This is a genomic window from Wolbachia endosymbiont (group A) of Ophion costatus (assembly GCF_963969245.1).
In the GTDB taxonomy this organism is placed as follows: Bacteria; Pseudomonadota; Alphaproteobacteria; order Rickettsiales; family Anaplasmataceae; genus Wolbachia; species Wolbachia pipientis.
In genome coordinates this window covers 921,914-934,915 of the sequence record NZ_OZ017714.1, presented here as the reverse complement: position 1 = coordinate 934,915, position 13,002 = coordinate 921,914, and the positions used below count along the sequence as shown (strand labels likewise).

Annotated in this window: 16 protein-coding genes, 2 tRNA genes and 2 pseudogenes; 12 read left to right on the top strand and 8 right to left on the bottom strand. The window is 34.3% G+C overall.

Annotated elements, in window-relative coordinates; translation table 11 throughout:
• Positions 1 to 73: 73 nt before the first annotated feature.
• Positions 74 to 445 carry a preprotein translocase subunit YajC gene (gene yajC / locus AACH21_RS04620; protein WP_338482310.1) on the bottom strand — a complete coding sequence of 124 codons (372 nt, stop codon included), beginning with the start codon at positions 443 to 445 and terminating at the stop codon, positions 74 to 76.
• Between the two features lie 137 nt (positions 446 to 582).
• A tRNA-Asp gene (locus AACH21_RS04615) sits at positions 583 to 659 on the bottom strand.
• 191 nt (positions 660 to 850) lie between these two features.
• Between AACH21_RS04615 and rpsB the strand changes: the two genes are divergently transcribed.
• Genes rpsB through AACH21_RS04580 form a run of 7 tightly spaced genes read left to right on the top strand, consistent with a single transcriptional unit; the run spans position 851 to position 5,446 of the window.
• Positions 851 to 1,699, top strand: a complete 849-nt coding sequence (gene rpsB, locus AACH21_RS04610) for a 30S ribosomal protein S2 (protein ID WP_010962661.1) — start codon at positions 851 to 853, stop codon at positions 1,697 to 1,699.
• Positions 1,680 to 2,540: a translation elongation factor Ts gene (tsf, locus tag AACH21_RS04605; RefSeq protein ID WP_006279981.1), complete on the top strand. Its 861-nt coding sequence runs from the start codon at positions 1,680 to 1,682 to the stop codon at positions 2,538 to 2,540. The genes rpsB and tsf overlap by 20 nt, the downstream gene beginning before the upstream one ends.
• 16 nt (positions 2,541 to 2,556) lie before the next feature.
• Positions 2,557 to 3,294, top strand: coding sequence for a UMP kinase (gene pyrH, locus AACH21_RS04600; RefSeq protein ID WP_410529909.1), 738 nt, complete (start codon positions 2,557 to 2,559; stop codon positions 3,292 to 3,294).
• A gap of 7 nt (positions 3,295 to 3,301) precedes the next feature.
• Positions 3,302 to 3,859 carry a ribosome recycling factor gene (gene frr / locus AACH21_RS04595; RefSeq protein ID WP_006279983.1) on the top strand — a complete coding sequence of 186 codons (558 nt, stop codon included), beginning with the start codon at positions 3,302 to 3,304 and terminating at the stop codon, positions 3,857 to 3,859.
• Between the two features lie 5 nt (positions 3,860 to 3,864).
• Positions 3,865 to 4,128: a hypothetical protein gene (locus AACH21_RS07150; protein ID WP_410529735.1), complete on the top strand. Its 264-nt coding sequence runs from the start codon at positions 3,865 to 3,867 to the stop codon at positions 4,126 to 4,128.
• Positions 4,129 to 4,134: 6 nt separating this feature from the next.
• Positions 4,135 to 4,830: a polyprenyl diphosphate synthase gene (gene uppS, locus AACH21_RS04585; protein ID WP_006279327.1), complete on the top strand. Its 696-nt coding sequence runs from the start codon at positions 4,135 to 4,137 to the stop codon at positions 4,828 to 4,830.
• Entirely contained in the window at positions 4,820 to 5,446 is a 627-nt protein-coding gene (locus AACH21_RS04580) for a phosphatidate cytidylyltransferase (RefSeq protein WP_077188153.1), read from the top strand. Before uppS ends, AACH21_RS04580 begins: the two co-directional genes overlap by 11 nt.
• Positions 5,447 to 5,462: 16 nt before the next feature.
• On the opposite strand, the gene AACH21_RS04575 is transcribed toward AACH21_RS04580, so the two are convergent.
• Complete coding sequence (locus tag AACH21_RS04575; RefSeq protein WP_006279326.1) at positions 5,463 to 5,654, bottom strand: zinc-finger domain-containing protein; 192 nt, start codon at positions 5,652 to 5,654, stop codon at positions 5,463 to 5,465.
• Between the two features lie 68 nt (positions 5,655 to 5,722).
• Positions 5,723 to 6,229: a pantetheine-phosphate adenylyltransferase gene (coaD, locus tag AACH21_RS04570; RefSeq protein ID WP_006279325.1), complete on the bottom strand. Its 507-nt coding sequence runs from the start codon at positions 6,227 to 6,229 to the stop codon at positions 5,723 to 5,725.
• A gap of 79 nt (positions 6,230 to 6,308) precedes the next feature.
• On the opposite strand from coaD, the gene AACH21_RS04565 reads away from it, so the two are divergent.
• From AACH21_RS04565 to AACH21_RS04555, 3 genes and pseudogenes are all read left to right on the top strand, one after another.
• Positions 6,309 to 6,381 (top strand) — tRNA-Phe (locus AACH21_RS04565).
• 218 nt (positions 6,382 to 6,599) lie between these two features.
• Positions 6,600 to 7,463, top strand: coding sequence for a gamma-glutamyl-gamma-aminobutyrate hydrolase family protein (locus AACH21_RS04560; RefSeq protein ID WP_410529908.1), 864 nt, complete (start codon positions 6,600 to 6,602; stop codon positions 7,461 to 7,463).
• 221 nt (positions 7,464 to 7,684) lie between these two features.
• Positions 7,685 to 7,892, top strand: a pseudogene (locus AACH21_RS04555) (IS4 family transposase); the annotation flags it as partial.
• A 67-nt stretch (positions 7,893 to 7,959) separates the two neighbouring features.
• Here AACH21_RS04555 and AACH21_RS07145 read toward each other — a convergent pair.
• A complete protein-coding gene (locus AACH21_RS07145; RefSeq protein WP_081600772.1) occupies positions 7,960 to 8,124 on the bottom strand; it encodes an IS3 family transposase in 165 nt (54 codons plus the stop codon).
• Positions 8,114 to 8,278, bottom strand: a complete 165-nt coding sequence (locus AACH21_RS04550; RefSeq protein ID WP_264705526.1) for a DDE-type integrase/transposase/recombinase — start codon at positions 8,276 to 8,278, stop codon at positions 8,114 to 8,116. The genes AACH21_RS07145 and AACH21_RS04550 overlap by 11 nt, the downstream gene beginning before the upstream one ends.
• Before the next feature lie 232 nt (positions 8,279 to 8,510).
• On the opposite strand from AACH21_RS04550, the gene AACH21_RS04545 reads away from it, so the two are divergent.
• Positions 8,511 to 9,343 (top strand): IS5-like element ISWpi1 family transposase gene (locus AACH21_RS04545; protein ID WP_338482219.1). Its coding sequence is split into 2 segments (ribosomal slippage): positions 8,511 to 8,880 and positions 8,880 to 9,343, totalling 834 coding nucleotides; the frame shifts between segments, so codons are not numbered across the junction.
• Positions 9,344 to 9,474: 131 nt separating this feature from the next.
• On the opposite strand, the gene AACH21_RS04540 is transcribed toward AACH21_RS04545, so the two are convergent.
• Positions 9,475 to 9,642: a hypothetical protein gene (locus AACH21_RS04540; RefSeq protein ID WP_153296805.1), complete on the bottom strand. Its 168-nt coding sequence runs from the start codon at positions 9,640 to 9,642 to the stop codon at positions 9,475 to 9,477.
• Positions 9,643 to 10,125: 483 nt separating this feature from the next.
• A pseudogene (locus AACH21_RS04535) lies at positions 10,126 to 10,948 on the bottom strand (IS5 family transposase).
• Positions 10,949 to 11,250: 302 nt separating this feature from the next.
• On the opposite strand from AACH21_RS04535, the gene AACH21_RS04530 reads away from it, so the two are divergent.
• Positions 11,251 to 12,867, top strand: coding sequence for a hypothetical protein (locus AACH21_RS04530; RefSeq protein ID WP_338482300.1), 1,617 nt, complete (start codon positions 11,251 to 11,253; stop codon positions 12,865 to 12,867).
• Positions 12,868 to 13,002: the final 135 nt, after the last annotated feature.

Here is a 13,002-nt window from a genome sequence, read left to right as displayed (position 1 = left end):
TCACCAAACAAACTTTTTTCTAAACATGTTAAGCATTTTTGCCTTTATTACTGGTTGATTTATATTCTTTTTATCATTCTTTCGATTTTACCTTTTTAATTGGTTTAGCTGCTACTTTTTGAGTTTCTTTGCTTAAAACCTGAGATATAGCGGACTTTAGAACTTTTATCTCAACTTTTGGTGCTATTTCTATTATAAATTGTGCATTTGCCTCATCAACTTTATTAACTTCACCTATTATTCCACCAGAAGTAATGACTGTATCACCACGTTTTATTTGATCTATCATCTTTCTATGTTCTTTTAGTTTTTTTTGTTGCGGGCGAATAATGAGAAAATAAAATACCACAAATATTAAAATCAATGGAGTAAAACTAGCAAAAGATGCGCCGATACTTGATGTATTGCTAGTTGCATCTGCTGCAAAAACTTCAGAAATGAGCATATTTAATCCTAATTGTTAATGATAAAAACAAACCTATTTAAGTATTAATTACAACACCATGCCATGTCAAGTTTGGTGAAGGCGTTTCTCAATACCGGCAATAATACTGCGAATTCTAAGTTATGCTAAAACTAATATGGCGGGAGTGATGAGACTTGAACTCACGACCTCATGCGTGACAGGCATGCGCTCTAACCAACTGAGCTACACCCCCCTAATTTCTTTTTAGCGTTTTCGGGCTTCAAATTTAAAGCTAATAAACATGTTGCCCTTTGTCAATATTTTTTGTTTGCGCTTTGCTGTCTTTTCTATTACTATGTAAATAATTTAATTTCACACATGGCTTGTACAAGTAGTCCCATTAGGGTTATGCCATGGAAGATAAACTATTTGGAGGAATGATATATGACAAATTTGCCTAAAGTCACTGTGCGTGATTTAGCTGAATCTGGTGTACATTTTGGTCACAAAATTAGTCGCTGGAACGCAAAAATGGCTCCATACATATATGGAGTGCATCAAGAAAATCGTATACATATAATTGATTTGCGAAAAACACTACCATTGCTACAGGTGGCCATGAAGGCTTTATATGACGTTGCATTTCAAGGTGGTCGCATTCTATTTGTTGGTACAAAGTTTCAAGCTTTTGATATTATTGCAAGTGAAGCGATTCGTTGTGGTCAATATTATGTGAATCATCGTTGGCTTGGTGGTATGCTTACTAATTGGGGCACTGTTTCTTCTTCGATAAAAACCTTGATGCAATATGAGAAAATATTAAATGACGAGGATAGCATTTTAACAAAGAAAGAATTGGGAAACATTGAAAAGAAAAAGCAAAAGCTTGATAAGGCGCTTGGCGGTATTAGAGAAATGGGAGCAATTCCTGATATCTTATTCATCATTGATACTAATAAAGAGCATATAGCGGTTAAGGAGGCTAAGAAGTTAGGAATTCCAATAGTTGCAATACTTGATACTAATTCTGATCCAGATGGTATTACTTATCTAATACCTGGAAATGATGACTCAAGAAAATCAATAGAGCTCTATTGTAAATTAGCTACCGACTCTATATTAGCTGGAATAGAGTCTAGTCTAGCAAAATCTGGAGTTAAGATTGATGATATAAGGGGTGATGAGTTTATTCAAGAAAAAGAAGATGGTATTGTGCAAACTAAAAGGAGACGTAGTAAAGTTTACAAAGAAGAAGAAAGGGAGGTAGTAACAAATGAAGATGAATCCAGATGATATAAGAGAATTACGTGATAGAACAGGGCTTGGCTTAAGTGACTGTAAAAAAGCATTAGAAGAATGTGATGGTGACATTAAGAAAGCCGTTGATAAGTTACGTACAATAGGTCTTGCTAAAGCTGACAAAAAATCTGATAGAGTAGCTTCAGATGGGCTCGTTGCTATGTGTTTGACTGAAAATTGTGGTGTATTGATTGAACTCAATTGCGAAACCGATTTTGTCGCAAGGAATGAGAAATTTATAGAGTTAGTTTTAAATTTAGCATCAATTGCTCATCAAGAACGCTGTACTAGCGTTGATGAGTTAAAAAATGCCAAGTATGAAAGCATTGGCACAGTGCAGGAAGCTATTATGAATGGTACGTCAGTTCTTGGTGAGAAGCTAGAGTTAAGCAAGCTTTGTTACTTAGAAGCTAAGGATGGAGTTATTGCTGGCTACGTACATGGTGATGCGCATGGCTTAGGTAAGATTGGTGCTTTAATTGCATTGCAATCATCTGGTGATAAGGCGAAGCTACAAGAGATTGGGAAACAAATAGCTATGCATGTAGTTGCTATGAAGCCTGAAGCCTTGTCTATAGATGATTTAGATCAAATGAAGTTGAACAACGAACGTTCTATAATTGAAGAGCAAGTGAGGAGCTTAAATAAACCTGAAGAAGTAGCAAAAAAAATAGTAGATGGACGAATGGCTAAGTACTATGAAGAAGTTGTTTTACTGGAGCAAAAATTTATAAAGGATGATAAGATGAAGATTTCTGATTTTATAAAATCAAGCGAGTTGAGTGCTGTTAAACTCTCTAATTACAAGTTACTTGTTTTGGGTGATGCAGATTAAATAGCAAAAAATGTTTATTTCAACAAATGAAAAAAGCGAAATAAAATATTCCAGGGTGTTATTTAAAATCTCTGGTGAGGCTTTGATGGGATCAAAGCAATTTGGTCACGATATGGAGACTATAGGTGAGTTATCTAAAGGCATAGTTGAAGTTTGTAATCTTGGAGTTCAGGTATGTATTGTTGTTGGTGGTGGTAATATCTTTCGTGGCACATCTGCGTCTTTAAGTGGTTGTGAAAGAGCAAGCAGTGATTATATTGGAATGCTTGCAACTATAATCAATGCTTTAATTTTACAAAACTTTTTAGAAAAAAATTTAGTAGCTTCTAGGGTATTATCTGCAATACCCATGGCCACTGTATGCGAACCTTACATCAGAAGGAAAGCTATTCGTCATTTAGAAAAAGGTAGAGTGGTAATTTTTGCAGCAGGCACAGGCAACCCATTTTTTACTACAGATACAGCTGCAGCCTTACGTGCTGTTGAAATGAATTGTGATGTTATTCTAAAGGGTACGCAAGTAAATGGTGTATACTCCGCTGATCCGAAAAAAAATGAGGATGCTGTAATGTATGATAGGCTTTCTTACACGGATTTATTGACTCGTGATTTAAAAGTTATGGATGCATCAGCAATTTCACTTGCTCGTGAGAATTCTATTCCAATTATAGTTTTTTCTTTGAAGGGAGAAAAAATAGTCAATATTATTAAGGGTCAAGGTACTTGTACTATAGTTTCAGATTGTAAACATTAGGTAATTTATGTTAAATGAAATAAAAGCTAAAACAAAAGAAAGAATGCTAAAAACTATTCAGTCCTTTCATGATGATATTAAAGGCGTACGCACTGGTAGAGCTAGCGCATCGTTGCTTGATGGTATAGTTGTAAATATCTATGGTGGACATCAAAAGTTAAATCAGGTTGCAGGTGTTTCGGTTATAGATAACAAAACTCTATCAATTAAAATTTGGGATATTAATGTTGTCGGTGAAGTGAAAAATGCTATATTAAATGCCAACTTGAATTTAAATCCTGTTGTTGAGGGCAATACCATACGTATAGCTCTTCCGGACTTGACACAAGAAACCCGTGAAAAATTAGTGAAATTATTGCATCAGTTTGCTGAAAATGCACGGATTGCCATTAGAAATATACGTAGAGATATTATGGAAGAAACAGAAAAAATGAAGGAAAATAAAGAAATCTCAGAAGATGATTTTCATGGTGCTAAGAAGGAAATACAAAATATTACTGATGATAATATAAAAAAGATTGATGGTGAATTGTCCATCAAAGAAAAGGATATACTGAATCACTAAATGATATGGAGAAAGCTTACATAGCAAATGATGTCATTCCAGTGTTTGACACTGGAATCCAGCCTTTACTATACAACTATCTGATGCACTTGTTTGAAATCAAATTTCCTGGATCCCAGTGTCGGAGCACTGGGATGACACCAATTTTGCATTCAAGTATCAACTATTGGTGTCACTACAGTAACTCTCTTCCTGTCATGCAAGTAGCTGACACCTTCCAGGTGTCCATTGAAATCCAAAAAATTTCACTCAAGTCAAAATTAGGTTAAATTTAAATGTTGAATCAAGAATCTTTACCGAAACATTTAGCAATTATTATGGATGGTAATGGTAGATGGGCAAACAATCAAGGAAGAGTAAAAATTGATGGTTATAAAAAGGGCAGTGAAGTTGCATACGATATTGCCAAGTATTGTACGGACTTAACTATACCCTACTTAACTTTGTATGCATTCTCTATGGAGAATTGGCTTAGACCTAAAAACGAAACTGACTGTCTATTTGATTTATTTTACTCCGTTTTAACTAATGAAGATAAAGTCAATTTCATTTACAATTGTAACATTAAGTTGAATTTTATTGGCAATTTAAGTCTGTTACCCAGTAAAATATTGGATCAAATTAAAAAAGCAGAAGAAATGACACATAAGAACGATGGTTTATTACTCACTGTGGCAGTCAGTTACGGAGCAAAGCAAGAAATTACACAAGCTATAAGCAATATTATAAAAGAAAATATTGCTTATGTATCAGAAGAGGAATTTGAAAAATTTCTATATACTAAAGATTTGCCAAAATTGGATTTATTAATTCGCACTGGTGGCGAAAAAAGGTTAAGCAACTTTTTATTATGGCAAGCAGCTTATGCTGAATTGTATTTTTGTGATACTTTATGGCCTGATTTTTCTTGTCAAGATTTGAGTAAAGCATTAGAAGATTATACAAAAAGAGAGAAAAAATATGGTAGATAATAATTTTATAATTAGAATGTTGTCCTCAATAGTAATATTATTCATATTTTCCTTTGCTACATATTTCAGTGATTTATCGTTTTACCTATTGATTTTTTCAATAGCAGTTTTATCTTCTTTTGAATGGTATAATCTAACCCAAGGAAATAAAATTTTATACGTTTTTGCATTATTATTGATTGCACTACCAAGCGCCTCATTAATATATTTATATAATCTACCACAAGGAAAATACGCATTAGTATGGTTCGTCTTAACCATTTGGGGAATTGACGTTACTGCCTACCTATTTGGTAAGAATTTTGGTGGAGCTAAAATTTGCCCAATTCTTAGCCCTGGAAAAACTTGGGCAGGACTTCTTGGTGCGATTTTAGCTGGAGTAGTGTGCACAATTTTTGGATCAATATTTTTTGGTCTATTTTCAATTTTTTATTCTCCAATCATTGGCCTTGCAATTGCTATTCTAGCGCAACTTGGCGATTTCACTGAGTCGCTTGTTAAAAGAGCTTACGGTGTTAAAGATAGTGGAAATATGATACCTGGCCATGGGGGAGTGCTCGACCGTATGGACAGTTTCATTTTTACTGCCCCTCTTATTGCTATTTACATAAGCTAAGTCTGCAGAAGTGCCATTAGAGCTCATCCCTAGTCAGCTCCCCAACCGCTTCTACAGTGCAGTCATGGACAAACGTCTTTTCACAATAAGGGCAGGCTATTTCCTCTTCTTCTCCCATATCTAAATATATTAATGGATGGCCGGAACCCTCATCATTCTCATCACCATGACAACAAACTTTTCTATTATTAACCCTCACTTTTGACATGCTGCTCCTTTAGCTTATAACATTTTATATATTGAATATACCCATTCAGAAATAAAAAACAACAAGCACTATTCTCCATTTTTTATCCTATTCAGGTTAATCAATTCGTTTTGAACACCTTTTGATACAAATTTGCTAACATCTTCTCCTAATCTTGCTATTTCCTTTACAAAGCTTGATGAGATAAATTGAGTATCTTCAGAAGCAGGAAGAAATATGGTTTCGATTTCAGGAAGAAGTTTATAATTTACCCAGCTCATTTGAAACTCGTAATCAAAATCCGATACTGCTCTTAATCCCCTAATAATAACAGAAGCATTCTGCTCTTTGGCAAACTTCACTAGCAACCCATTAAAAGATATAACATCTGCATCAATTCCTAGTCCTTTAATTTCATTTTCAGCCATGCTTGTGCGTAGCTTTGTGTCAAAGGCAGTATGCTTATTAACGTTTTCTGCAACCCCTATTATTAATTTATCGACCAGTTTACACGCTCTTTTGATTATGTCAAGATGCCCAAAAGTTATAGGGTCAAATGTGCCAGGGTAGATTCCTATTTTGTCATTAATGTTCATCCTTTATTTTTATAAACTACTTTAAAAACTTTTGATAGACATAATAACATTTTTTATCTAAAAATAAAAGTATACAGTTGGCCTGATAGCTCAGTTGGTAGAGCAAAGGACTGAAAATCCTTGTGTCGCTGGTTCGATTCCTGCTCAGGCCACCTTCTCTTTCTTGGCGAACTTGCCTTTTTGTTATAAAATACTCTATATCGTAATATAAATATTAGGGAGGCAAGTCATGGTATATAAATATTATAATAAACTATTTAATATCTTATTAATTATAGTTCTATTATTAAGCAATATTACTTATGCTGGCGTTAGTGAAAAACCGGCATCTCAACATGTAACCAGAAAAGAAGAACCAGCGTCAACTGTCTTGACGGCAGAAAATACAGTAAATAATGACATAGTTGTTGGTTTGTTGAAAACGGAAGAAGCACATGAGCTTGGGCTATCTCAAAATATCTACGAGATGTTTAATAACTTTGGAGTTAAAAACGTACTCATTGATTACAATAAAATAATTAACTTAAAAGAAATCCAAGAAAAGTCGCTTATCTTTGCAAAACAAGATGAAACATTGGCAAAGAAGCTAACATTAGACCGAATAAAAGTTGAAGTTGCAAAGTTTGTTAAAGAGCACAAAATAAATAGAATATTTATTCCGGATAATTTACACTCAGCACCCACTCCTTGTCGCCAGCTTGTTACTGAAGCAATTGTAAAAATAGTGGATGATAACCCTGTAATTCATTTGCTTGGCATATGTGAAGGCATAATGAATGCAAAGGGAATTGAAGTAGTGAGTGTTGTTAGTGATGAAGAGAAACGAAGATCTCATTTAAAATCAGCACCTAATCCACAGAAAGAGGATGTACCTCTCCAGCAGATAAAGATCGTTCCAAATAGTCGTTTAGCAGAAGTAGTAGCCAAATTCCTAATACCTAATGAAAATGGCTGGTTTTCAACATATTTTCCAGATGCTCATTCAGGAGCAGTAAGTAATACACCAGAAAATAGAAGAAAATTGGAGTCACTTGGATATAAAGTTGCAGCATTTTCCAGTGAGGGGGTAATAGAGGCTATTGAAGATAAGCATGGTAATGTTCACTTTCAAAGTCATCCAGAAGCCCTTGTTGTGAAGTCAGATAAAAACCTCTATTTATCAAATCACAAGGAACGTCAAGTGTCTACACTAGTTGCTATAGCGATTATGAATGATTTTCTTTATCGTGCTTAATGGCTATAGCTTTAGGCTTACCGACGATTTGATAAACGATAGATTTGTCATGTATCCGTTCAGGCAATGGCGTCAACTTAAGGAAAAATATCAGCGATAGTGTATAAAATTTCTCTCCAAATTTTTTATCATTAAATTATCCAAAGAGTGCAAGGGACAGCACTTTTGTTTCTATTTTATTGCAACAAAAAAGTTTAAAATGTGTCTTTTTTAGGTGAGGCATGCAAAAAGGAAAAGATCTTATCTTACAAATTAAAAATGCAATATACTCGAAAACTTTTCAGAAAATCCATTGTGTTGAGTTTTACACGAACAAGAAAACTTCCTTTTTCGACAGTATTTTCTATGATTTTAAAGTTAGTTAAAAAAAGTTTGGGAATAGAATGTGAACTTATGGAGCCATTGACATGTGACCTTACCCAGAAAAAGTGGAGAGAAAGTTTGGAATGTTTTTCACAAAGAGAATGATGAATCAAAATGCTCAGGAATGCAATAGTTAATAGTGACGTTGTTTGTTATAAAAAATTTCTATATATTCAAATATAGCAGTTTTGATATGCTGTTTAGAGTGCCGAGAGGTGTCTATTGGTAACTCCCTTTTTAGAGAACTGAAGAAGCTTTCCACAACAGAATTGTCGTAACAACAACCTTTATGACTCATCTATGTTTTTTATGGATAAGAGATATTGATACCCTTGCGCAGTATATTGTGAACCTTGGTCACTGTGCAGCAGTAGATTTTTAACAGGTTTACGCCTATTAATGGCCATTAATAAAGAGTTCATAACCAATTGTTTATTTATTGCACTACTCATTAACTACCATACGTGAGAATTATTGCTGCCAAATATAGCCATCCCTCCTTGGTTTTGATGTAAGTAATCCCATACTTTATTTGGTTGATCAACAATAAAGTTTTGATCTAGTATATTGGGAGCTACAGCTCTATTATCTGTTTGTTGTTTTTTAATTTTAAACTTTCTTCTCAGAGGTTGTCCGGAAACAAGTAAAAGGCTATAATATCTGAAATTTTAGTACGGGGTAAAGATGAGAAAAAAGTATCCAACAGATCTAAGCGAAAGGGAATGGGCAAGAATAGAAAAACACTTCAGAGTATCATACAAGAAAGGAGGAAGGCCGCCAAAGTATAGCAAAAGAGAAATATTAGAAGCAATTTTCTATGTATTGCGTACAGGGTGTCAATGGCGGTATTTACCAAATGATTTTCCGCTATGGAAGACTGTGTATGAGCAGTTCAGGCAATGGAAGAAGCAGGGAATTTTTGAGAAAATGAATTATGAAATTACAAAATATAGTAGAAGAAAAATAGGAAGGAATGAGCAGCCGAGTGCCTGTATAGTAGATAGTCAATCTGTAAAGACTACAGAAAAGGGGGGATCAAAGGCTATGATGGAAGTAAAAAAGTAAAGGGTAGAAAAAGGCATATAATTACAGACACTCAGGGTTTTATACTAGGTTGTTACGTAGGCGCTGCTAACGAAAATGATAGAGATGGTATTAAAATAGCATTAAACAATATGAGAACAAAATATACTAAAGTTAAAAAAATGTGGGCTGACATGGGATACCAAGGAAGAAATTTAAAGAATCACACAAAGGAAGAATATGACATAGATATTGAAATTGTTACAAGGCCTCCATGTAGATTTTGGGTGCACAAAGATACGCCACCTGAGCTACTACCAACAAGAGAACAAGGGTTTAAAGTACAGCCAAGAAGATGGGTTGTAGAAAGGACTTTTGCTTGGGTTAATAGGAATAGAAGGCTATCGAAGGAGTATGATTTACTCACAACATCCACTGAGAATTTCATATACCTAGCTATGAGTAGGGTTATGTTAAAGAGGGAATATGCTTGAATTTACTTGTTTCCGGACAACCTCTAACTTGTCAGTTTTTGCAAAATGATTGCAAGCTTTGGCAAATGCATATACCCGATTCGGGTGAGCTTTATGGACAGTTATCTTGCAACAATTTTATAATGAGCTTTTCATAGCCACCAGTTTACATATAACTTGATGGGTAAATCGACTATATTTGTTTCTATAAACTTAGATATAGCATCACTCACGTTTGCTATGCGCTTATGCTTGCCATTAATTGAGATGTCCAATGCTTCCTTGGAAACATCTACTCCCATGAAAATTATTCTAGCCATTTTTGTACCTATAAATATAATCAAACAATAATGCAAAATGCTGTATACAGGATTGTAATTCGATCTTTTAGATCCACCTACCGTTCGTACTACATTTTGCTTTAAGCCTTACTATTACCCACAAATAAAAACATAGTATTGTATTTACTCAAATAATTTAATTTTATTAACCTGAAAGCTTATTAGATTAAAATTATTAAACTAAGAGTTATAATTTTAGCAACTAAAAGCTGTAAATTGCACCATATAAACAGTTATTTCAAGCAAAAGTTATGCCATTAAGAGCTATGCAACAAACATTTATATTTGTGGGTAATAGTAAGATCTAAATCCGATAGAGCATTGTTGGCACACCATCAAAAGTCGCCTCAGACCTCTAATGCATCAATGTACAGACTTACACCTTTTAGTTGGTAATACCATTTTAGACGTTTATCATTCGTTTTAGAAAATACTATAGGAGGTTGTCCACAAACCAGTAAATCAAGCATATTCCCTACTTAACATAACTTTACTCATAGCCAGATATATGAAACTTTCAGTAGATGTTGTAAGTAAATCGTACTCCTTTGATAGCCTTCTATTTCTATTGATCCAAGCAAAAGTCCTCTCTACCACCCACCTTCTCGGCTGTACTGAAAATCCAGGATCCCGTTGTGGCAATAGTTCTAGTGGTGTATCTTTATGCACCCAAAACCTACATGGAGGCCTTTTGACAATTTCAATATCTATCCCATATTCTCTCTTTACGTAATCCTTTAAATCTTTTCCTTGGTATCCCATATCAGCCCACATTTTCTTAATATTGCTGTATTTTTCCTTCATATTGTCCAATGCCATCTTCACCCCATCTCTGTCATTTTCGCTTGCAGCTCCTACATAGCAACCAAGCACAAATCCTTGAGTATCTGTGATTATATGTCTTTTTCTCCCCTTTACCTTTTTCGCACCATCATAACCTTTGCCCCCCCTTTTTCCGTGGTTTTTACCGATTGACTGTCCACTATGCATGCGCTCGGCTTCCCATTTTTGACCTACTATATTTAGTGATATCATAGTTCATTTTCTCAAAAATTCCCTGCTTTTTCCATCTTCTAAACTGTTCATGCACAGCCTTCCACGGCGGAAAATCGTGTGGTAAATAGCGCCATTGACATCCTGTGCGCAGTATATAAAGAATTGCATTTACTATCTCACACTTACTGTATTTTGGTGGCCTTCCTCCTTTCTTGTACGATACTCTGAAGTGTTTTTCTATTCTTGCCCATTCCCTTTTACTTAAATCTGTTGGATATTTTTTCCTCATCTCTTACCTCAATATTCTTTCTTTATATACTACGTATTCCTTGGTTTGTGGACAACCTCTAGTAGCGGAATGACGAATTTTTGTTTTTCAAATTGTCAGTAAATCTAAGTCAGTTTAGCTATATAAAACATAGTATAAAAAGAGCTATTTTAGCAAAATTTTAAACAAATAAAGTTAATTACTTCACAATTGATACCTTACGAGAAAAGCACATTTGATACAGATTTAAAATACAAGTTAACGAATTATTATGATTTTTACCAAGATAATAATATAGTAAGGTTTGGTAGTGAGGTATCAAAATGGGAAAATACACTAACGCATGGTTTTATAAGAAGACTGACCCAAATCATCACGATTGTGCAAATGATGGCACTTGCGGGCAATCTATAAAGGATTTTAGGATTGGTGATTCTGATATTTTCTTCTATGATAGTAATGGAACAGCGATTGCGCAGATACCTAAGTTGCCTAACGGAAACTCTATTACATACCGTAATAATTTATATAAAATTGCACAATCAAAAAACTTTGGTGAGAATACAAAATACGTAGGATTACAAGATGTATTACCTAATCAATTCAATTTTGAATATGGAAAGTTGAATTGCGTAATACATTATGACAATGTATCGCAACGGGAGCAAGATCAAATAAAGCTTGATATTCAAAATGCCTATGAGGCATATAAAACAAAGTTTTGTATGGATAGTGATACTCAAGTGACTGTGCATACCTATGTTTTTAATAATAAATATGATTATAAGGGATATGGCACTTTGGTTCCTGGGTTTTCATGGAATCAATCTTCGCTCAATATTTCTGGTGGGATGACAAATGGAGAAAGCGTATTGCTCTATAAAAACGCTTATACGGACAACGTTTTAGCCCATGAATTTGGTCACGTATTTCAATTCAAGTTTTCCCCAACAAAAGTAAGAGAATTGGACTATAAAAATAGTCAGCTGATGGCAAATGCAATTGGACTTGAGGTAGAAGAAAAAAATTATAAAGCTATTTGCAAGCAGATGGGTGTAGATGAATATAAAGACCGTGGATGGATGTTTCAATTTAAATATAAGGACACAACTGGTAGTATATACCGCAAAGATCTTTCAGAAGCAGAGAAATTTCAAATTATACAACGTGTCAAGAATTCTGGACTAGATGAATATGAAGATCGTGGATCGATGTTTAAATTTAAATATAAAGATACAACTAGTAGTATATACCTCAAGGATCTTTCAGAAGCAGAGAAATTTCAAATTATACAACGTGTCAAGAATTCTGGACTAGATGAATATGAAGACCGTGGATGGATATTTAGTTTTAAATACAAAGGCACCACTTATAACGTAAGATGCAAGGACTTTTCAGAAGAAGAAAAATTTCAATTTATCAAAGACATTAAGAACTCTCATGAATCGCTCGTTAGTGAATGTGATGGATTGGGGAACGATAATACAACTTTAGTGATTTACATTGATGAAAATAAGGAGATAAGTCGAATGTATTTTCAAAACTCCGACAAAAATATATTCAAACAGCTAGATAAGACATTTATAAGCAGAAGTAAACCTGAACAAGATGTGGAAAAATCAAATGAAGTAGAACAAAGTAATGTAGAAGAAGAAAAAAGTAGCCAGCAAGACACTCAGCAACCCAGTAATTTCTTATCCAATATTTTTTCAGCAATTAAATCCATTATTGATTCTATCTCATCACTCTTTTCATGGTTATTTGGGTCGAAAGAGAAAGAGTCTAATCAACAATCTGATGATAATCCTTCTTTGTTTAAGCTCGATGCTAATGAGTTAGATCACGAAGTTAAGCCTGATGCCAATGAGTTAGGTCACGATGTTAGAGATCACTTATCAGACAATTATAACCATTACAACTCATCTGATGGGCTAATGTAATATAGCTAATTTACAGTATCTGTTCAGATGCATGGCTAGTGTACAAATATTGAAACAAAAATTCCAGTGCCCCTGTGATGTCATTCCAGTGCTTGACACTGGAATGGCTTTGTTGCATCGCTAGCTATGATGGAT